Source organism: Burkholderia torrens, assembly GCF_984668525.1.
On the sequence record NZ_OZ480213.1, the window covers coordinates 1142139 to 1160023 of the forward strand.

General features: G+C 67.0%; 16 protein-coding genes and 1 pseudogene. 8 read left to right on the forward strand and 9 right to left on the reverse strand.

All coding sequences use genetic code 11. The features are described 5' to 3' along the window. Window positions 1–7 precede the first annotated feature (7 nt). The 8 genes and pseudogenes from AC5LXX_RS35385 to AC5LXX_RS35420 form a co-directional block, all read left to right on the forward strand. On the forward strand, window positions 8–1072 hold the full coding sequence (locus AC5LXX_RS35385) for an ABC transporter ATP-binding protein (protein WP_493413807.1): 1065 nt from the start codon (window positions 8–10) through the stop codon (window positions 1070–1072). A 41-nt stretch (window positions 1073–1113) separates the two neighbouring features. Beyond that, complete coding sequence (locus AC5LXX_RS35390; protein ID WP_493413808.1) at window positions 1114–1938, forward strand: transporter substrate-binding domain-containing protein; 825 nt, start codon at window positions 1114–1116, stop codon at window positions 1936–1938. Window positions 1939–1981: 43 nt separating this feature from the next. Beyond that, a complete protein-coding gene (locus tag AC5LXX_RS35395) occupies window positions 1982–2746 on the forward strand; it encodes an amino acid ABC transporter permease (RefSeq protein WP_493405888.1) in 765 nt (254 codons plus the stop codon). Further along, window positions 2743–3399 carry an amino acid ABC transporter permease gene (locus AC5LXX_RS35400; protein WP_493413809.1) on the forward strand — a complete coding sequence of 219 codons (657 nt, stop codon included), beginning with the start codon at window positions 2743–2745 and terminating at the stop codon, window positions 3397–3399. The genes AC5LXX_RS35395 and AC5LXX_RS35400 overlap by 4 nt, the downstream gene beginning before the upstream one ends. 40 nt (window positions 3400–3439) lie before the next feature. Continuing rightward, the gene (locus AC5LXX_RS35405; protein ID WP_069250047.1) at window positions 3440–4165 is read left to right on the forward strand and encodes an amino acid ABC transporter ATP-binding protein; all 726 of its coding nucleotides are present in this window, start codon (window positions 3440–3442) and stop codon (window positions 4163–4165) included. Window positions 4166–4212: 47 nt separating this feature from the next. Next, complete coding sequence (locus AC5LXX_RS35410; RefSeq protein ID WP_493413810.1) at window positions 4213–5118, forward strand: LysR substrate-binding domain-containing protein; 906 nt, start codon at window positions 4213–4215, stop codon at window positions 5116–5118. A gap of 215 nt (window positions 5119–5333) precedes the next feature. Next, a complete protein-coding gene (locus AC5LXX_RS35415; protein WP_493413811.1) occupies window positions 5334–7349 on the forward strand; it encodes a glycoside hydrolase family 3 protein in 2016 nt (671 codons plus the stop codon). An 86-nt stretch (window positions 7350–7435) separates the two neighbouring features. Continuing rightward, window positions 7436–7648, forward strand: a pseudogene (locus tag AC5LXX_RS35420) (substrate-binding domain-containing protein); the annotation flags it as partial. A 248-nt stretch (window positions 7649–7896) separates the two neighbouring features. On the opposite strand, the gene AC5LXX_RS35425 reads toward AC5LXX_RS35420, so the two are convergent. The 9 genes from AC5LXX_RS35425 to AC5LXX_RS35465 are packed head-to-tail and all read right to left on the reverse strand — an operon-like array spanning window position 7897 to window position 17832. Further along, window positions 7897–8463: a GNAT family N-acetyltransferase gene (locus AC5LXX_RS35425; protein WP_493413812.1), complete on the reverse strand. Its 567-nt coding sequence runs from the start codon at window positions 8461–8463 to the stop codon at window positions 7897–7899. 9 nt (window positions 8464–8472) lie between these two features. After that, window positions 8473–9342, reverse strand: coding sequence for a class I SAM-dependent methyltransferase (locus tag AC5LXX_RS35430; RefSeq protein ID WP_493413813.1), 870 nt, complete (start codon window positions 9340–9342; stop codon window positions 8473–8475). 47 nt (window positions 9343–9389) lie between these two features. Next, window positions 9390–10562: a citrate/2-methylcitrate synthase gene (locus AC5LXX_RS35435; RefSeq protein WP_493413814.1), complete on the reverse strand. Its 1173-nt coding sequence runs from the start codon at window positions 10560–10562 to the stop codon at window positions 9390–9392. Window positions 10563–10576: 14 nt separating this feature from the next. Then, entirely contained in the window at window positions 10577–11248 is a 672-nt protein-coding gene (locus AC5LXX_RS35440; protein WP_493413815.1) for a class I SAM-dependent methyltransferase, read from the reverse strand. Between the two features lie 44 nt (window positions 11249–11292). Then, a complete protein-coding gene (locus AC5LXX_RS35445; RefSeq protein ID WP_493413816.1) occupies window positions 11293–12747 on the reverse strand; it encodes an MATE family efflux transporter in 1455 nt (484 codons plus the stop codon). Continuing rightward, window positions 12740–13975 carry a phenylacetate--CoA ligase family protein gene (locus AC5LXX_RS35450; RefSeq protein ID WP_493413817.1) on the reverse strand — a complete coding sequence of 412 codons (1236 nt, stop codon included), beginning with the start codon at window positions 13973–13975 and terminating at the stop codon, window positions 12740–12742. Before AC5LXX_RS35450 ends, AC5LXX_RS35445 begins: the two co-directional genes overlap by 8 nt. A 25-nt stretch (window positions 13976–14000) precedes the next feature. Then, window positions 14001–15467 carry a class I adenylate-forming enzyme family protein gene (locus AC5LXX_RS35455; RefSeq protein WP_493413818.1) on the reverse strand — a complete coding sequence of 489 codons (1467 nt, stop codon included), beginning with the start codon at window positions 15465–15467 and terminating at the stop codon, window positions 14001–14003. Further along, the gene (locus tag AC5LXX_RS35460) at window positions 15464–16738 is read right to left on the reverse strand and encodes a beta-ketoacyl-[acyl-carrier-protein] synthase family protein (protein ID WP_493413819.1); all 1275 of its coding nucleotides are present in this window, start codon (window positions 16736–16738) and stop codon (window positions 15464–15466) included. Before AC5LXX_RS35460 ends, AC5LXX_RS35455 begins: the two co-directional genes overlap by 4 nt. Continuing rightward, window positions 16735–17832 (reverse strand): beta-ketoacyl synthase N-terminal-like domain-containing protein, encoded by a 1098-nt coding sequence (locus tag AC5LXX_RS35465; RefSeq protein ID WP_493413820.1) that lies wholly within the window; start codon window positions 17830–17832, stop codon window positions 16735–16737. Before AC5LXX_RS35465 ends, AC5LXX_RS35460 begins: the two co-directional genes overlap by 4 nt. Window positions 17833–17885: the final 53 nt, after the last annotated feature.

Sequence of the window (17885 nt, forward strand, 5' to 3'; positions counted from 1 at the left end):
AATCCTCATGACCCAGCTCATTCTCCAGAACGTGACGAAGCGCTTTCATCAGGCGTATGCGGTCGATCACGTCGACCTGTCGGTGCCCGACGGCAAGCTCGTCTGCTTTCTCGGCCCGTCCGGCTGCGGCAAGACCACGCTGATGCGCATCATCGCCGGCCTCGAAACGCCGACCTCCGGCACCCTGACGTTCGCCGGCCGCGACCTCACGCACGTGCCCGCCAACCGGCGCGACTTCGGCATGGTGTTCCAGTCGCTCGCGCTGTTTCCGCACATGACCGTCGCGCAGAACATCGCGTACCCGCTGCGGCTGCGCAAGACGGCCAAGGCCGCGCAAGCGCGGCGCGTCGCCGAGCTGCTGGAGCTGATCCAGCTTCCGCACATGGCCGACCGGCTCGTCACGCAGCTGTCGGGCGGGCAACGCCAGCGCGTCGCGATTGCACGCGCGATCGCATCGTCGCCGCGCCTGCTGTTGCTCGACGAGCCTTTGTCGGCACTCGACGCGAAGCTGCGCGAAGCGATGCAGGTCGAGATCCGGCTGCTCCAGCAACGGCTCGGCATCACCACGATCATGGTCACGCACGACCAGCGCGAAGCGATGACGATGGCCGACGAGATCGTCGTGATGGAGAAAGGTCGGATACAGCAGGTGGGCCGGCCGCTCGACATCTACCGCGATCCGGTCAATGAATTCGTCGCCGATTTCATCGGCCTCGGCAACATCCTGCCGGTCTCGTGCGACGGCGACGACGCGATCGTGCTGCCGGGCGGGCAGCGGCTCGCGATCCGGCCGGCGCCGCGCACCGCGGACGCCGTACGCCTGCTGATCCGTCCCGAGGACGTGTGCGTGCGCACGGCTCCGGCACAACCGCCCGGACCGAACACGCTCGCCGGCACGATCACGTTCGTCCGTGATGTCGGCGCATCGATCGAGGCAACGATCGATTGCCGCGGCTTCACGCTGACGGCCGCGACGACACCGCGCGAAACGCCCGATCTCCAGGTCGGCATGCCGGTGCTCGCTGAGCTGCCGCCCCATGCATGCAAGCTCATCGCCGCACGCGGCGCCTGACCGCCTTTCCCTTTCTCCAGCGCAACAACGAGGATCTCGCCATGAACGCAACGACCCACGCCATTCGCCACGTGCAGCGCCTGCTCGCCCGCTCGGCCCTTCTCTGCGCCTGCATCGGCGCCGCCGGCCTCGCCGCCTTCGCGCCGCTCGCGCACGCCGACGCGCTCGACACGATCGCGAAATCGGGGGTCGTGCGCATCGGCGTGTTCGAGGACTATCCGCCGTTCGGCTCGATCGGGCCCGACATGAAGCCGCAAGGCTACGACATCGACATGGCAAACCTGATCGGCCGCGCGCTGAATGCGAAAGTCGAACTCGTGCAGGTCACCGGCGACAACCGGATGGCGTATCTCGCCGACCACAAGACCGACATGCTGCTGTCGGTCGGACAGACGCCGGAGCGCGCGAAGGTGATCGACTTCTCGAACGCGTATGCCCCGTACTACCTTGCGGTATTCGGCCCGAAGTCGCTGGCCGTGAAGGGCACCGCCGATCTCGCCGGCAAATCGGTCGCGGTCGCGCGCGGCACGCTCGAGGACCTGAGCGTCAGCAAGGTCGCGCCGCCGAGCGCGACGATCAAGCGCTTCGACGACCCGAACGGCGCGATCGCCGCGTTCCTGTCGGGACAGGCGCAACTGCTGGTGGTCGGCAACGACGTCGGCGCGACGATCATCGCGCGTCATCCGTCGATCGATCCGGAGCAGAAATTCTCGCTGTTCAGCTCGCCCGATCACGTCGGCCTGAACAAGAACGAAGCGCGCCTGATGCAGAAGGTCAACGACGCGATCGCCGGCGCGAAGAAGAGCGGCACGCTGAACACGTTGTCGCAGAAGTGGCTGCACGCGGCATTGCCCGCCGACCTGTGATGCACGCCGCCACAGCCCCGTATTCACGACGAAAGGCATCGCGATGACCTACGTGTTCGACTTCAGCGATTTCGGCCTCTACGCCGGCATGCTTGCGCGCGGCATCGGCGTGACGCTCGGCCTCACCGCGGCCGCCACCGCGCTCGGCGGCCTGATCGGCACCGCCGGCGCATGGATCGCGCTGGCCGGACCGCGCTGGGCGCGCGCGCTCGTCGCGGCCTACGTCGAACTGATCCGCAATACGCCGTTTCTGGTCCAGTTGTTCTTCATCTTCTTCGGACTACCGGCGATCGGCGTGCACATCGACGAAGCGCAGGCGGCCGTACTGGCCATGACGGTCAACCTGGGCGCGTATGCGGTCGAGATCCTGCGCGCCGGCATCGAATCGGTGCCGCACGGGCAAGTGCAGGCCGCGCGGGCGCTCGGGCTGCACGGCCGGCAGGTGTTCGGTCACGTCGTACTGCCGCAGGCGCTCGCGAACGTGTACCCCGCACTGCTCGGGCAGGTGCTGATCGTGATGCTCGGCTCGGCTGTCGTCTCGCAGATCTCGGTGCCCGACCTGACCTACGCGGCGAACTTCATCCAGTCGCGCAATTTCCGTGCGTTCGAGATCTACATCGTCGTGACCGCAATCTACCTGCTGCTGTCGATCGCGCTGCGCATGCTGCTCAATCGTGTCGGCCGGCGGCTGTTCTCGGGCCGCACGCCGCACGGCGCGGCCGCCACGCCGCAGCGCGCCCGCGTTGCCCGCTTCACGTGGCGCGCCCGCTCTCCCGAAACCCGCCTTCCCACGGAGCGTGCACGATGATCGAATTCACCTTCCAGGATATTGCGTGGAACCTGCTGCTCGCCGCGCGCTGGACCGTGCTGCTGTCGCTGATCACGTTCGTCGGCGGCGGCATCGCCGGCTTCGCGCTGCTCGCGATGCGCATTTCGCCGGTGCCGGCGCTGCGCCGCTTCGTGGTCCTGTACGTCGAGCTGTTCCAGGGCACGCCGTTGCTGATGCAACTGTTCCTCGGCTTTTTCGGGTTGCCGCTCGTCGGTATCGACGTGACGCCGTGGGTCGCCGCATCGGTCGTGCTGACGCTGAACGCCAGCGCCTATCTGGCCGACATCTGGCGCGGCTGCGTCGACGCGGTACCGCGCGGCCAGTGGAGCGCGGCGGCAAGCCTCGGCATGACGTGGACTCAGCAACTGCGCTACGTGGTGTGGCCGCAGGCCTGGAAGATCGCGTTGCCGCCGACCGTCGGCTTCCTCGTGCAGGCGGTGAAGAGCACCGCACTTACGTCGATCATCGGGCTGACCGAACTGACCAAGACCGGCAACATCATCACCAACGCGGTATTCAAGCCGTTTCCGATCTATGCGATGGTCGCGCTGCTCTACTTCGCGATGTGCTTCCCGCTGACGCAGTACGCCCGCGTGCTCGAGCGCCGCTATCGCGTCGCGAAGGCGCGATGAACCGGCGCCGTGCGCGCCTCACCACGACCCAGGTATTTCCATGATTTCCATCAGCAACGTTTCGAAGTGGTACGGCCAGTTTCAGGTCCTCACCGACTGCACGACCGAGGTCAGGAAAGGCGAAGTGGTCGTCGTGTGCGGCCCGTCGGGCTCGGGCAAGTCGACGTTGATCAAGACCGTCAACGGCCTCGAGCCGTTCCAGCAGGGCGGGATCCTCGTGAATGGCCAGTCCGTCGGCGACAAGAAGACGAACCTGTCGAAGCTGCGTTCGAAGGTCGGCATGGTGTTCCAGCATTTCGAGCTGTTCCCGCACCTGTCGATCACCGAGAACCTGACGCTCGCGCAGGTCAAGGTGCTCGGCCGCGGCAAGGACGAGGCGAACGAGAAGGGCCTGAAGCTGCTCGACCGCGTCGGCCTGAAGGCGCATGCGCACAAGTTTCCGGGCCAGTTGTCGGGCGGCCAGCAGCAGCGTGTCGCGATCGCGCGTGCGCTGTCGATGGACCCGATCGCGATGCTGTTCGACGAGCCGACGTCCGCGCTCGATCCGGAGATGATCAACGAAGTGCTCGACGTGATGGTCGAACTCGCGCAGGAAGGGATGACGATGATGGTCGTCACGCACGAGATGGGCTTCGCGAAGAAGGTCGCGCATCGCGTGATCTTCATGGACAAGGGCGCGATCGTCGAGGACGACCGCAAGGACGATTTCTTCTCGAATCCGAAATCGGAGCGCGCGAAGGACTTCCTCGCGAAGATCCTGCACTGAGCCACGCCGCGGCGCGCCCTGCCGCCCGTTCCACGCCTGCCCTTCCGATGAAACGACTTCCTTCCCTCAACGCGCTGCAGATCTTCGACATCGTCGCCCGCCACGGCAGCTTTACGCGTGCCGCCGAGCAGCTGTGCCTGACGCAGGGTGCCGTGAGCCGGCAGATCCTCGCGCTCGAGGGCTTCTACCGGTTCCCGCTGTTCAAGCGCACGCCGAAGGGCCTGACGCTGACGGCGGAAGGCGAACTGCTGCTGCCGACGGTGCGCGAAAGCTTCGCGCGCATCGAAGAGGTGTCGATGCGCCTGTCGCGCCGGCGCACCGAGCTCGCGCTGAAGGTGCCGACTTGCATGATGCAATGGATGCTGCCGCGCATCATGCGGTTCCAGTCCGAGCACCCCGAACTGCAGGTGCAGATCACGACGACCTGGGACCATCACGTCGATTTCCGCATGGAGCCGTTCGATGCCGCGGTGATCTACGCGCCCGGCGCCGGCCCCGACATGCATGCGATCCCGCTGTTCGACGAGCAGCTCACGCCCGTCTGCGCGCCGGGCCTGCTCGAGCGGCAGCCGCTGGCCGATCTCGACGACCTGGCCGGTCATACACTGCTGCACCCGACCCGCGATCATCGGGACTGGAAACGATGGCTCGACCAGGCTGGCGCGCGTCACGTCGATTCGACGCGCGGGCTGAGCTTCGAAACGCTGGACCTCGCGACGCAAGCGTCGATCGACGGTTACGGCATCGCGATCGGCGACCGGACGCTGGTGGAAGAAAACGTGGCGGCGCACCGGCTCGTGATGCCGTTCGACATCGCGCTGCCAACGGGCATGGGCTATTACTTCGTGTATCCGGGCGGAGCCGAACAGCAACAGAAGATCCAGCTGTTCGGCGACTGGATCGCGGACGAACGCAAGGGCGCCACGCCGAATTATTCGAAAAGCACGCCGTGAAGCGCTGCACGCCCGGACGTGCAGCGTGACCAACCCGCGTCGGCAGCTCGCCTTGTAAAAACCCGGCACGTCACCCTGCCTGACACATCGCGCCCCACCGGGACAAAAACTGCACCCGGCGGCAAAACGTCCCCTGAAACAGCTCGGTAAAGTGGCAGGCGGCCATTTGTAATGCTTCACGGCCGCGCCTAAAAAATCCGATTCAGGAGACAAGCATGCAACGCTTCACGAGATCAGCCCTTCACCGGTCGGCATGGGCCGCGTCGGGCACCGCGCTCACCCTCGGGCTGTTTGCCTGCGGCGGCGTCGACTCATCTTCCACGCCCGTCACGCAGCAGGACTTCGGCCACACGACCTTGAACCTGATCACCCAGGACGGCCTGAAGTTCAAGGACATGGACAAGAACGGCCAGCTCGAACCCTACGAAGACTGGCGGCTGAGCGCCGAGGTGCGTGCGCGGGACCTGGTCGGCCGCCTCACGCTGGCCGAGAAAGCCGGCCTGATGATGCACGGTACCGCACCGGTGCTGAACGACACGACCGGTGCAGGCACCGGCTCCGCGTACGATCTGGCGGCGCTCAAGACGCTCATCAACCAGCGGAACGTCAGCACCTATATCACGCGCATGAGTGCCGACGCGCACACGATGGCCGACCAGTACAACCAGATTCAGGCGCTGGCGGAGCAGTCCCGGCTCGGCATCCCGGTGTCGATCAGTTCCGATCCGCGCAACCATTTCCAATACACGCTCGGCGCCAGCGCCGGAAGCAGCGGCTTCTCGCAGTGGCCGGAAACGCTCGGCTTCGCCGCGATCGGCGACGCGGCACTCACGCGCAAATTCGGCGATATCGCGCGCCAGGAGTATCGCGCGGTCGGCATTACCGAAGCGCTTTCGCCGCAAGCCGACCTGGCGACCGAGCCGCGCTGGCCACGCATCAACGGCACCTTCGGCGAAGACGCCGATCTCGCACGCACCCAGGTTCAGGCCTATATCGAAGGCTTCCAGGGCGGCAGCAACGGCATCCAGGCCAATAGCGTCATCGCTGTCGTCAAGCACTGGGCCGGATATGGTGCGCAGAAGCTCGGGTTCGACAGCCACAACTACTACGGCCGCTATGCGACCTATCCGGGCAACAATCTTGCCTATCACCTGAAGCCGTTCGAAGGCGCGTTCGCAGCCAATGTCGGCTCGGTCATGCCGACCTATTCCGAACCGGACATGACGGCAACGGTCGACGGCATCACGCTGGAGCGCGTCGGCGGGGCTTACGACAAGGCGTTGCTGACCGACCTGCTGCGCGGGAAATACGGCTTCAAGGGCGTGATCCTGTCCGACTGGCTGATCGCCGACGACTGCGACGCGAATTGCATCAACGGCGTGTCGTCGGGGTCGCCGTCGTTTGCCGGACTGGGCATGCCATGGGGGATGGAAGGCGCCACCCGCGTGCAGCGTTTCGCGCGAGCGGTCGATGCCGGCATCGACCAGTTCGGCGGAGACGACGATCCGGGCGACCTCATCGACGCCGTCAACCGCGGGCAGTTGTCGGAAGACCGCCTGTCCGAATCCGCCTATCGCGTCCTGCTGCAAAAATTCCAGCAAGGCTTGTTCGACCGCCCGTATGTCGATGCAGACGCAGCCGGCAAGATCATCGGGAATGCCGATTTCCAGGCCCAGGCGCTCGATGCGCAGCGCCGCTCGATGGTTCTGCTGCAGAACAACGGCAAGCTGCTGCCGATGACGGCGTCGGGCAAGAAAGTCTGGCTGTACGGCATCGATCCCGCGGTCGCACGGCAATATGGTTATCAGGTCGTCGCTACGCCGCAAGCCGCGGACGTTGCGATTCTCCGCGTGAGCACGCCCTATCAGACGCTGCACCCGAACTACATGTTCGGCTCGATGCAGCATGAAGGCAGTCTCGCGTTCGTCGACGGCAGTGCGGACTACGAGGCCATCAAGCAGGCCGCGCTTGCGCCGAAGTCGATCGTCTCGGTGTACATGGATCGTCCCGCGATCCTGACCAACGTTCAGGACAAGGCTACCGCGATCCTCGCCAATTTCGGCGTGACCGATGCCGCGCTGTTCGACGTGCTGACGGGGAAAGGTCAACCGCAAGGGAAGCTGCCGTTCGAGCTGCCGTCGTCGATGGCAGAAGTCGCGGCGCAGCTGGAAGACGTGCCGCACGATACCGCGCATCCGTCGTATCCGTTCGGATTCGGTCTCACGTATTGATGCGTTGTCGAGGCCGGCTCGCCGATCGGGGCCGGTCTCGACCATCTCGACCATCTCGACGACTGGCGCATGCGCATCGCCCGCTCGACCTGATGGCGATCGGCGCGGTGCAGGCCGCTGCCGATCTCGGCCTGCGCGTGCCGCGCCGGCCTGTCGTTGGTCGGCATGACCGATATCCAGCCAGCCCACCCGATCCGCTCCGTGCTGACGACGGTGCGGTTCCCGACGGCGCGGATCGCCGCGCGGGCGATCGCGCTGACGCGCTCGACATGATCGAACCGATTGTAGCCATCCATTGAGCAGATTGACGCGGAATCAGGTCCAGATTGGCCCAATCCAGACTGACGTGGCCGACCCTGCCGCCAACGTCGCCTCGTAACTCCAAGAAATTGAGAGCGCGATCCGGACCTGAGGTGGTCCGGTTGATCCGTATCAACAATCACGCGCAGTTTTAGATGCGGCCGCGTGGTCACGGTTCTTATGGCACAAATGCTTGGCACGCGTATGGCGCCCGAAATCGGTACAGGCCCACCACCGGTCGTTCCAGTTAGCCGTCACCACCGATTCGATAGCGGAAGTATTGCTTGTCGACGCACTCGACGACGCGCCTCCCATCGGCGAGCATCTCGTTGGCCACGCGTACCGAACCGAGAGACTCGAACCCGAGCCGCCGGTAAAGCCGGTGCGCGGCGAGCGCATTGCCGTTGCTGCGCACGATGAGATGGCGATAGCCGTGCGCCGCCTCGCCGATGCAGCGTCGTACCAGCGCTTCGCCAAGCCCGCGCGAACGCCAGGACGGCGCGACTGCTAGTTCGGCGATCGACATGACGGGCCCGTCGCCGAGCGTGGCGCGCAGCGACACAGGCAATTTGCGGTCGTAGCCCGCGTCGGCGGAGAGCAGGAACCCGGCCAGCGCGTCGCCGGCCACCCACAGATGGCAACGTGCGGCATGTCCGGTGAAGAGTCCGTAGATCCAACCGCGCTCCGCCGCCTCATCCAGATAGTGACCGGCATATGGCCCCGTCGTAAACGCATCCATGTACAGCGCGAGCACCTGCCGCTCCCACGCATGGAACAGGCCGATTCCGCCGGAACGCATCTCGTTCGTCGTCATCTCGCCCACCTACCAGTCGAGCTGATAGGCCGTGCTCACCAGGAGCGACGAGCACAGCGTCGCCAGCTTCACGAGCGGAAGCCCGGCCGGATCGAACCCGTAGTTCGGATAGAAATACTGTCCGAGCCCCTGCACCTGCCGCTCGATCACGATCACGCGCCGATCGCGCGGCGCCGTCTCGATAATCCGTGCGACGATCTCCACCTTGTTCTCGATGTGAATCGACAGGATAACAATGTCGCATGCGCCGTAGTCGTACACCGCACCATCCGCGTGAACCATCTCAATCGCCGCTCGGCGATAACGCGCCGGGTGCGATGCACACAGGTGATCGACGAACCGCTCGCCGATTCTGAGCGATTCCTCGCTGATATCCAGCCCAACGATGCGGGCGCCGCTGAACGACTGCATGAACAGGAGCGACAGCGGCATCCCGCCGGATCCGACCATCGCCACCGTAGAGCCGGCAGACATGTCCGACAGGAAGATCTCGGTTCTCGCGAGCAGCCGGTAGATCTCCGCGTAGTATTCCTTGATGATCAGCAGCAGCCCTTCGCTCGACGGCCCGGCGCGCAGCACGTCGCTCATCTGCCGCTCGAAGCGGACCTCGTTGTCGAGCGACAGCGCCTGAAAGCGCTTCATGTACTCGCGCACCGTCGCGTCGCGCAGGAAGCACTCGGTCTCGATCGCATCGAGCACCGGGGACAACACGTAGTTGCGGATCAGCAGCGTCTTCGCGAAACACGCCCGCAGATCGTGCCGGTCGGGAGACTCGAACATCTCGTCGATCCAGCGATGGATCTGGGTCCTCACGAAGTCGATGCGGTGCTGGGTATCGTTGGCCGCGCAATGCGGCATCAGCGGCAGGTTGGTCAGCATGTCGGTGTCGATCCAATCTCGGGTTGAGGGGCGCCGGCGAGCCGGCGTCAGATCCAGGCCTTCGGCAGCGCGGCGAGGCGCTCGCGCGCCACCGGCCGGGTCTGGCCGAACGGCGGGCGCGCCTTCTTCTGCAACGCGTGCGCGAGCATCGTCGGCATCCGCGCAAACAGGAACACCGGCGTGGCCAGCACGGCGGGCACCCCCAGTTCGATCAGGGTCGCCGCGGCAGCCGCATCGATGTTTGGCGGCAGGCCGCGCAGGTCCTGCATCGCACCGCATACGGCCCGATACGCATCGAAAGCCGCGCCGTCGACACCCAGCCGCACCGCGTGGCGCTCGAGCGCGGCAGGTCGCGGATCGCATTCGAGCAGCGGATGGCCAAAGCCGGGAATCCGGTCGCCCGCCTGCACGCGCTGCGCAACGCGATCGCGAATATCCGCAGGCGGCCGGCCGACGAGGCTTGCGAGAAACCGCGTCGCGTCGCTGCACGCGCCCACATGCGCGGAACCGCTGCCCGTCAGGCCCGCGATCAGGTTCAGGTCGATGCTTGCGTAGGTACTCGCCGAGAAGCGCGGCAGCGCGATGGTCGGCGCGACGAGGCCGAAGCCGCCGTGCAGCGCCACCAGCAGGACGTCGAACAGGCTGGCCTGAGCGTCGCTCGATTCGCCGCCGCACAGGCAGTCCAGCACCGATGCGCTGAAACCTCGCGCGACGTCCGTCGGCCGCGCCCGGGCCGGCGCCTCGTCGTCCGTCGCGCGCCACACGGCCAGCAGGCGCGGCAACGCGGCGACAATGCCCAGGCCCGTCGTCGCCTCGTCGCCCTGCCCGATGCCCGACAACGCGTCGGGCCACGCGACCGGCTGCGACTGCGGCCCGGCGGCCAGCCCGGCCGCGATCGCCGCGACCAGGAACACCTCGGGCCGGCGCTGGCGGCGAGCCAGTTGCACGGCGAGCAGGCCGTCGTCGGGCGGCCCATCGTCGGCAAGCCGCGCCGCCAGTGCACGATCGAGTACGCGCACGTCGCACGCGTCCGGCATCCGGCCCGCGAGCACATGCAGGGTCGCGGCCGTGAAATCGACGGACTCGATCAGTTGCAGCAGATCGACGCCGCGTACGGAAAGCCGGTCGGGCGAGATCGAGACCGCATCGATCTCGCTTTCGTCGGGTGCGGCGCGCGGACGGGCAGCGTCCGGCGCCGGCAGATCGTGAGCGGTTCGCATCGGCGCTGCTCCGCTTACTGCTGCGCCGGTTTCGCGATCAGCACCTCGAAGCCGATCGCGAGCATCCCCGATCCCTTCGACACGCTGGCGTGCTCGCCGATGCCGGCTTCGTGCAGATGCCCGACCGACTCCGCGACCGTGAACTTGCCGTCGAGATGGACCGGATGAACGCCCGCGGCCGCGCGTCGCTCGTTGAAGAACGCGAGCGCCTCCGGCGCCGGATCGCTGCAGGGTTCGTGAATCAGCGCGAAACCGCCGGGCGCCAGCGTGCGGAAGATCTCCCGGTACGCGCCGACAGGGTCGGCCCAGTGATGCACGACCGAACGGCCGATCACCGCGACGAACGTCCCGTCGTCGAACGGCAGTGCGTGGACGTCGCCCGCGCGGATTTCGATACGCCCTTCCAGCCCTTCCGCGCGCACGTTCTGTTCCGCGCGCCGCACCATGTCGTCGTAGTAGTCGACCCCGACGAAGCCCAGCGGGGCGAGCGACGGGACACGGGCCAGCTCGATCAGCGTACGCGCGGTACCGGTGCCGACATCGAGTAACCGACCCGAAGCGATGCGCCGCTGCGCGAGCTCGTGCTCGACGCGCTGCACCAGATTGCGGTTCCATTCGAGCGTGAACGTGTCGACGTAGTGATCATAGGTGTCGGCGTTGACTTCGGCGGGGGTATTGGTACGCATGCAGGTCTCCAGTCGTGAGGTCTAGGGGTACAACGGTCGTGGAATCATCCGGCCGCGGCGCGCACGCCGGCCGGGGGCGCGGACGGCGCGGCGCCGAGCCTGCGCATGAGCCGCAGAAAAATCGTCAGGTACACGGCCTGGCGCACGACGCTCACGCCCGCGAGCAGCGCGAACAGTTGCGTAAGCGCGAGATGGTGCATGACGCCGAGGTAGATCGCGCCCGGGGTGACGACCCAGGAAAAGAACAGCCCGAGCGCCATCGCGCGCGCCGGGCGTTCGAGAATCTGGAAGCACCCCGTCACGAGGTTCGTCAGCAGATAGCTGAAGACGAACAGCGGCACGTAGTCGAGCAGCGCGGTCGCGACCGCGATCACGCCTGCGTCGGACGCGAGAAAGCGCAGCGCGAGCGCGCGCAGCAGGAAGAACGCGATGCTGATCGCCGCGGTGAACAGCACGCCCAGCAGCATCACCGACTGCAATGCCGCACGGGACGGCGCCCGGCTGCGCACCAGATGACCGATCCGGATCATGAACACCATGCTCAGGCCCTTGATGAGGATGAATCCGATCGTCATCAATTCGAAGCCGATGCCGTACCCGCCGATCGCGCGCACGCCGTAGCGCGCGATCAGCGAATAGACGGCCGTATTCGCGAGAAAGGTCAACGCCTCGAGCGCGGCAGAAGGCAGGAAAATGCGCAGCAGCCGTCGCTGCGTCGGCCATTCCACGCCGGGGCGTGGCAGCACGACCTGCTCGCGGCGCAGCCGCGGCCGGATACACCGGATGCACCAGCCGAGATACAGGCTCTTGGTGATCCACGAGGTCAGCGCGAGGCCGAACAGCTGCAGCGACGGATGCTGGCCGAACAGCCCGAACACGAGCAGCGGATCGAGGATGTTGTTGACCACGCCGCACGCGATGCTGATTCGGGCGGGCGACTTGGTGTCGCCGTACGTGCGCATCGCCGCGGAAAGCGCTGTGCTGAGCAGCGTGAGCGGAAAGCTGCCGATAACGAGCGAGTAATAGCCGAACATGCGCTCGCCGTGGAACTGGCCGCCGGAAATGAACGTCATCAGCGGCGCCCGCGTAGCGATCAGCACCAGCACGACCAGCGCGCCGATCGCGCCCGCGAACACCAGGCTCTGCACGAACAGCCGGCCCTGGTCCTCGCGGGGCGCCTTGGCGAACACCGCGACGAACGACTCCTCGAAGCTCTTGCCGAGCAGGAACAGGAAAGTCGCCACACTGCCGTTGACGAGCGCGAGCAGCGCCATGTCCTCCGCCGGCAGGTCGCGAATCCAGCGATAGTCGAACAGCGTCATGCAGTAGCCGAAAATCGACGACAGCACCATCGGATAGAGCATCAGCCAGGTCGCGCGCACCTCGGCCGCGAACTGTCGCATGCGGTCGGCCCGCGACGCGCGCGTCGAGGCCACCGCGGCAGCCGTGGCGGACGGAGTGGGTGCGGCAGGCGCGACGGTCGCGCGATCGTCAGACATGGGCGTGCCTCTCGTCGATCAGGCGCGGCAGCTTCTGGCGCGCGGAGAAGCGCAATGCGTCCCGACCGAGCACAGCGAGGCGACCCTCGCCCTTGTCGAGGCATTCGCGCACGTCCTCGATTTCCAGCAACGCGTCCGTCAACCGTGACGCGAGCGGTGCGAGTTCGTCGCCGCCCAGGTCCAGCGCGACAGTCAGGCAGTCGCGCCCGTGCGCGTCGGCGTCCAGACGAAACTGGCAATCGAGCGGCCGGCCGACGCACGCCGCCAGCCGCTGCGCCAGCAGCTCGGTGCTGACCAGGTTGCCCGCGAACTTGAAGCGCTGATCCGCGCGGCCCAGCAGCACGACGACCGAGCCGCTCTCGCCGCATGTGCAGCGCACCGACGGCCCGACGCGCACGCGATCGCCTAGCCGGTAGCGCAGCATCGCGAGGCCAGGATTCGCGCGGCTCGTCACGAGGAGCTGCCCGTCCTCTTCCTCGAGGAAGAACCAGTCGTCGAGCACGTGGTAATGCCCTTCCGCGCAGCGCGGCGTGTGATAGCCGAGAAAGCCTGTTTCGGTGGCGCCGTACAGCCCGAAGAATGCGGCATCGCGCCAGCGCCGCCGCACGATCGCGCGCTTGCGCTCGGCGAACGCCTCGCCGGTATAGAGGATCTTCGTGACGTCGAGATCGACACCGTGCGCGTCGAGCAGCCGCAGGCATTGCAGCACGCTCGTTGGCGTGCCGACCAGGACGTTGGGGCGGGCACGGCCGATCAGGTTCAGCATCGCGGGCAAATCGGCGCCGTAGGCGTCCAGCCGCCCGATCGGGAGTACATTCGCGCCGATCGCTTCCAGCAACCGGTTCACGCCGTCGTACAGCGTGGAAAAGCCGCCGGCGGTAAACAGGTTCGCCACCCGGTCCGTCGGCGCGATCGCCGTTCCCGCCAGCGCGTTCGCGAGCGCCCGGCCATAGGTCGTGTCGGGCCGCTTGCGCGCCGGCGCGTTGAGCAGCAGCTTGACCTCGCCGCTCGTGCCCGACGTGGTGTAGAACGTCGCGCCGGCCAGACCATCGTGATCGAGACGGTCCAGCACGCGCCGCTTCAGGTCGTCGGCCGTCTCGATTGCGACCAGCGTGCGGAAGGCCGCGTAGCTGGCCACGCCCGTCGGCAGCACATGGGCATAGCGGGCATCGTACGAAAGCGCTTCGCTCACGGCCGAGGAATCGAAGCGGGTCGTGCGGTCGGACATCGTGGGCTCCAGGTTCAGGTCGCGGTCACGCGCTTTCGCGCAGGAGGCGCAACGAGATTTTTCCGGTGCTCGTGACCGGAAGGTCGTCGACGAACAGCACGTCGGCGATACGCGGATACAACGGGAACGCGGCCCGGTAGCGGCTCAGGATGCGCGCCTTGAAATCCACCTCCGCACCGGCTGGCGTCAGGCTGGGCACGACGAACACCGTCAGCGCGCCGGTCTGCGGATCGGCAAGAAAATAGCTCTTCGCGATATCGTCGAACGCGTCGAAATGCTGATGCAGCAGGCTGACGTTGATCAGCCGGCCGTTGCACTTGACCGTCTCGTCCCGGCGGCCGACCCAGAACACCACACCGTCGTCGCGACGGAACACCAGGTCGCCGGATTCCAGCGTCGTGAACCGCCGCAGGCTGCCGTCCGGCAGCAGATAGCCGTGCATCGCATACGGCGTGCGGTAAAGCAGATGGCCGGGCTCGCCCGGTGCGCACGGCCGGCCCTGCGCGTCGACGATCGACAGTTCGATGCGTGGATCGATCGGGCGGCCCGGCGCGAGGACGCCCTCGAAGCAGTACGAATCGACGTGCGGCAGATCGTCCGGCGTGAGCGGCAGCGCGAAGATCCGCGGCCCCGATTCGGTCTGGCCGAAGTTGTTCCACACGCACGCGCCGAGCGCGAGCAGGCGGCGCACCTGCGCCGCGTAGATGCGGTCGGATGCATTGAGCACGACGATGCCGTCGAACCGCATGCCCGGCGTCACCTCGGCCAGGTCGCACACGCGCTCGGCAATGCTGCGGATCAGCGGCACGAAGCGGATCCGGCCGCTGCTCAGGTAGCCGAGCACCTCGTGCGCGGTCAGCGACGCCCGTTCGAGCCAGACGGTCGCGCCGGCCAGCAGGCCGTTCATCATCGTGGAGAAGCCGTACATGTAGTGCGTGGGGAACATGCACAGCACGCCGTCACTGGGCTGCACGCCCAGATAGCGGCCGACCGCCAGCGCATTCTCGACGAGCTGCGCTTCGTCGTAGACGACCAACTTCGGCGCGCTCGTCGTGCCCGACGTCATGAAGACGATCTGCGCGCGCGGCGCACCGGCGTCGGCCCACGCGAACGCGTCGGGCCCGGATGCTTCGGCATCGGCCAGCGCCGGGTCGAGCACGACGACGGGCAGCCCGTCGCATGCGATCGACCGGGTCGCGACGACCGCGAGTGCATCGAGCCGGTACTGGCGCAGCGCGGCGGACAGCATCTTCGGGTCGCACAGGACGATCCGGCAGCCGAGCGTCGACGCGAGCAGCGTGAACAGGAAATAGTCGAACCCCGAGAAGCCGACCGCGATCAGGCAACCGCGCCCGAGCAGGTGCGGCTCCAGCGCGCCGAGCGCACGCCGCGCGGCCCGCAGCCGCGCGCGCAGGTCTTCCGCCGTCAGGCGCGCGCCGTGCAGCACGATCTGCCAGTTCGCGTCCCGCGCAAGCAGCGACGCGAACTTCATGCAGCCGCTCCTTCCAGCACGATCGAGGCCGCGAGGCCGCCCATGCCGAACGAATTCTTGAGCACGCGCCGTGCGCCGCTCGGCGTCGGGGCGCGCACCACGTTGACGGGGCACTCCTGCGCCTGCTCGTCGAGGTTGATGGTTGCCGGAATGAAGCGCTCCCGCAACCCGATCGCCGTGTTCAGCACTTCCATCGCGCCCGCCGTCGCGATCAGATGACCGTGCTGCGACTTGTTGGCGGTGACGGGCATCCCGGGCCGCGCCGGGAAGATCGCGCGAATCGCCTCCGATTCATGCTTGTCGTTGAGCACCGTCGACGTTCCGTGCGCGTTAACGTAGTCGATATCGGCCGGCGCGCATCCCGCATCGTCGAGCGCGCGCTGCATCGCGAGCCGCATCTCGAGCGACTGCAGGTGCGGGATGACGATGTGCTCGGCGGCCAGGCTCGCGCCGTAGCCGGCAACGCGCGCGAGCGGCGTATCGCCCCGGGCACGCACGGCCGATTCGCGCTCAAGCAGGAACAGCACCGCACCTTCCGCGAGCACGAAGCCCGAGCGACGCACGTCGAACGGCCGCGAACGGTGCCGGGGATCGAGATTCAGGTCGGTCGAGATCACGTCGAGCGATTCGAGCCGCGCGAGATTGAGCGGATTGACCTTGCCGGACACGCCGCCGACGATGGCCGCGTCGACACGCCCCTGGCGCAGCGCGAGCATGCCCATGCCGATCGCCTGCAGCGACGCGGAGCACAGGCCCACGTGCGCGAGCGCGCAGCCGCTGAACGGAATGTGGCGATGAATCGCGCCGAACACGGAGGTCGCGTCGCCGCTCACGAACTCGCTCATGCGCATGTGCGACACCAGCACGCGGATCAGCGCGTCACGTGATTTGTCGCCGTTGACCTTGTCGACAAGTTCGAGCGCGCTCTGCACGTCGGTGGCCGGCACGTCGACGCCGACCAGGCAGCCGATGCGCTCCGGCGCGTAGTCGCGCACGACGAACGGCGCCTGCGCGAGCAGCCGCGCGGCGGCGAGATCGCCGTACAGTTGCTCGGTCCCGATCCGCCGCGCCGAAGGCCAGCGCACGCGCTCGTTGCCTTCGTCGGGCACGCCCGCGTGCTGGGTCGTGTAGGTCGAGCAGTCGAATTTCTCGATCCTGCGAATGCCGGATCGGCCTTCGCGCAGCGCGGCATGCAGTTCGTCGTAGCTGCCGCCGAGCGGCGTGACGGCGCCGAATGCACTGATGACGATGGCGTCCGATCGCGGTTTCATCGCCCCACCCCGCTCAGCTTGCGCACCAGGATCGCACCGAGGCCCGACGACACTCCGATGCCGTTGACCAGCACCGGCGCGCCGACCGGAATCGCCGGATCCGCGATCGCGAGGACCAGGTCGATCAGGTTGTTCGCCCGCCCGGTATAGCCGACATGCGGCTTGTACGCATGTACGACCGCATTCGGCCATGCCTGCTGAACGGCGTTGCGCTCCGCCTTGCCCAGCGACGGCTCGCCGTTCTGGTACAGCACGACGTGCGGCACGCCGAGCGCGGCCTCGCAGGGAAAACGGGCGAACAGCTTCGACCAGTCGGCGCTCGACACGGACGTGTCGGGCTTGTACAGCGAGTGAACGTCGAGCACCTGCGCGCAGGGCGCGCATCCGTCGCGCGGCGTGCGTTCGACGACGGCGCCGACGGCCCCGAACGCGGGAACGATGCCGACCGGGTGCGACGTCGTGCGCAACAGGCCCATCTTCTCGAACGCCGCGACGTTGTCGGCCGAAGTCATGTCGCCGACGGCCGCGATGACTGCCCGGTCGATCGCGCCGCCCTCGATCTGCAGGTGCGCTTCCTCGAGCGCGCACAGGCTGGTCAGCGACATCCGTTGCAGCGGATAGCCTTCGCCGCGCAGCCCGAAAAGTTTCGATATCTGGTACAGCGCGTTGGTGGTCAGCAGGCGCAGCATGTCGAGCGGATTCAGGTCCGCCTTGACCTCGCCGAAGTAGCCGCAGCCGTCGAGTCCGTGGCGCGCGTGCAGCGGCGCGAGCACGGCCATCGTCGCATCCTCGCCCTCGACACCCGTGAATACCGAGAACCGCTCGCGCTCTTCGTCCGTGTAGGGCCGGCCAGCCGATGCCGCGTCGAACGCCTCGGCGGCCACCTGCAACGCGAGACGCGAACTCTGGTTCAGCAGTGAACGATCCTCGCGCGCCATGCGCTGCACGAGCGGAAACGGCAGGTTGGCGCGCACGTAGTCGCCGGGCTTCGCGGCCGGCGCGAGCGGCACGCGCGCGGCGAAGTCGACGTCCAGCAGCGACGCGATGTCGGGAAAAGCGGCCGTCGCGATGCCAAGGCCGGTGATGTACGACATGGCAAGTCCCCATTCACGTGAGTCTGAAACCGGGCGGGCGATGCCGCGCCGCA

What these genes read in the sequence shown, in the direction of transcription:
- AC5LXX_RS35405 (WP_069250047.1), top strand. Translation starts at nt 3,440, where the DNA reads ATGATTTCCATCAGCAACGTTTCGAAGTGGTACGGCCAGTTTCAGGTC.
- AC5LXX_RS35440 (WP_493413815.1), bottom strand. Translation starts at nt 11,248, where the DNA reads ATGCGTACCAATACCCCCGCCGAAGTCAACGCCGACACCTATGATCAC.
- AC5LXX_RS35400 (WP_493413809.1), top strand. Translation starts at nt 2,743, where the DNA reads ATGATCGAATTCACCTTCCAGGATATTGCGTGGAACCTGCTGCTCGCC.
- AC5LXX_RS35435 (WP_493413814.1), bottom strand. Translation starts at nt 10,562, where the DNA reads ATGCGAACCGCTCACGATCTGCCGGCGCCGGACGCTGCCCGTCCGCGC.
- AC5LXX_RS35395 (WP_493405888.1), top strand. Translation starts at nt 1,982, where the DNA reads ATGACCTACGTGTTCGACTTCAGCGATTTCGGCCTCTACGCCGGCATG.
- AC5LXX_RS35450 (WP_493413817.1), bottom strand. Translation starts at nt 13,975, where the DNA reads ATGTCCGACCGCACGACCCGCTTCGATTCCTCGGCCGTGAGCGAAGCG.
- AC5LXX_RS35430 (WP_493413813.1), bottom strand. Translation starts at nt 9,342, where the DNA reads ATGCTGACCAACCTGCCGCTGATGCCGCATTGCGCGGCCAACGATACC.
- AC5LXX_RS35445 (WP_493413816.1), bottom strand. Translation starts at nt 12,747, where the DNA reads ATGTCTGACGATCGCGCGACCGTCGCGCCTGCCGCACCCACTCCGTCC.
- AC5LXX_RS35465 (WP_493413820.1), bottom strand. Translation starts at nt 17,832, where the DNA reads ATGTCGTACATCACCGGCCTTGGCATCGCGACGGCCGCTTTTCCCGAC.
- AC5LXX_RS35410 (WP_493413810.1), top strand. Translation starts at nt 4,213, where the DNA reads ATGAAACGACTTCCTTCCCTCAACGCGCTGCAGATCTTCGACATCGTC.
- AC5LXX_RS35425 (WP_493413812.1), bottom strand. Translation starts at nt 8,463, where the DNA reads ATGACGACGAACGAGATGCGTTCCGGCGGAATCGGCCTGTTCCATGCG.
- AC5LXX_RS35460 (WP_493413819.1), bottom strand. Translation starts at nt 16,738, where the DNA reads ATGAAACCGCGATCGGACGCCATCGTCATCAGTGCATTCGGCGCCGTC.
- AC5LXX_RS35390 (WP_493413808.1), top strand. Translation starts at nt 1,114, where the DNA reads ATGAACGCAACGACCCACGCCATTCGCCACGTGCAGCGCCTGCTCGCC.
- AC5LXX_RS35385 (WP_493413807.1), top strand. Translation starts at nt 8, where the DNA reads ATGACCCAGCTCATTCTCCAGAACGTGACGAAGCGCTTTCATCAGGCG.
- AC5LXX_RS35415 (WP_493413811.1), top strand. Translation starts at nt 5,334, where the DNA reads ATGCAACGCTTCACGAGATCAGCCCTTCACCGGTCGGCATGGGCCGCG.
- AC5LXX_RS35455 (WP_493413818.1), bottom strand. Translation starts at nt 15,467, where the DNA reads ATGAAGTTCGCGTCGCTGCTTGCGCGGGACGCGAACTGGCAGATCGTG.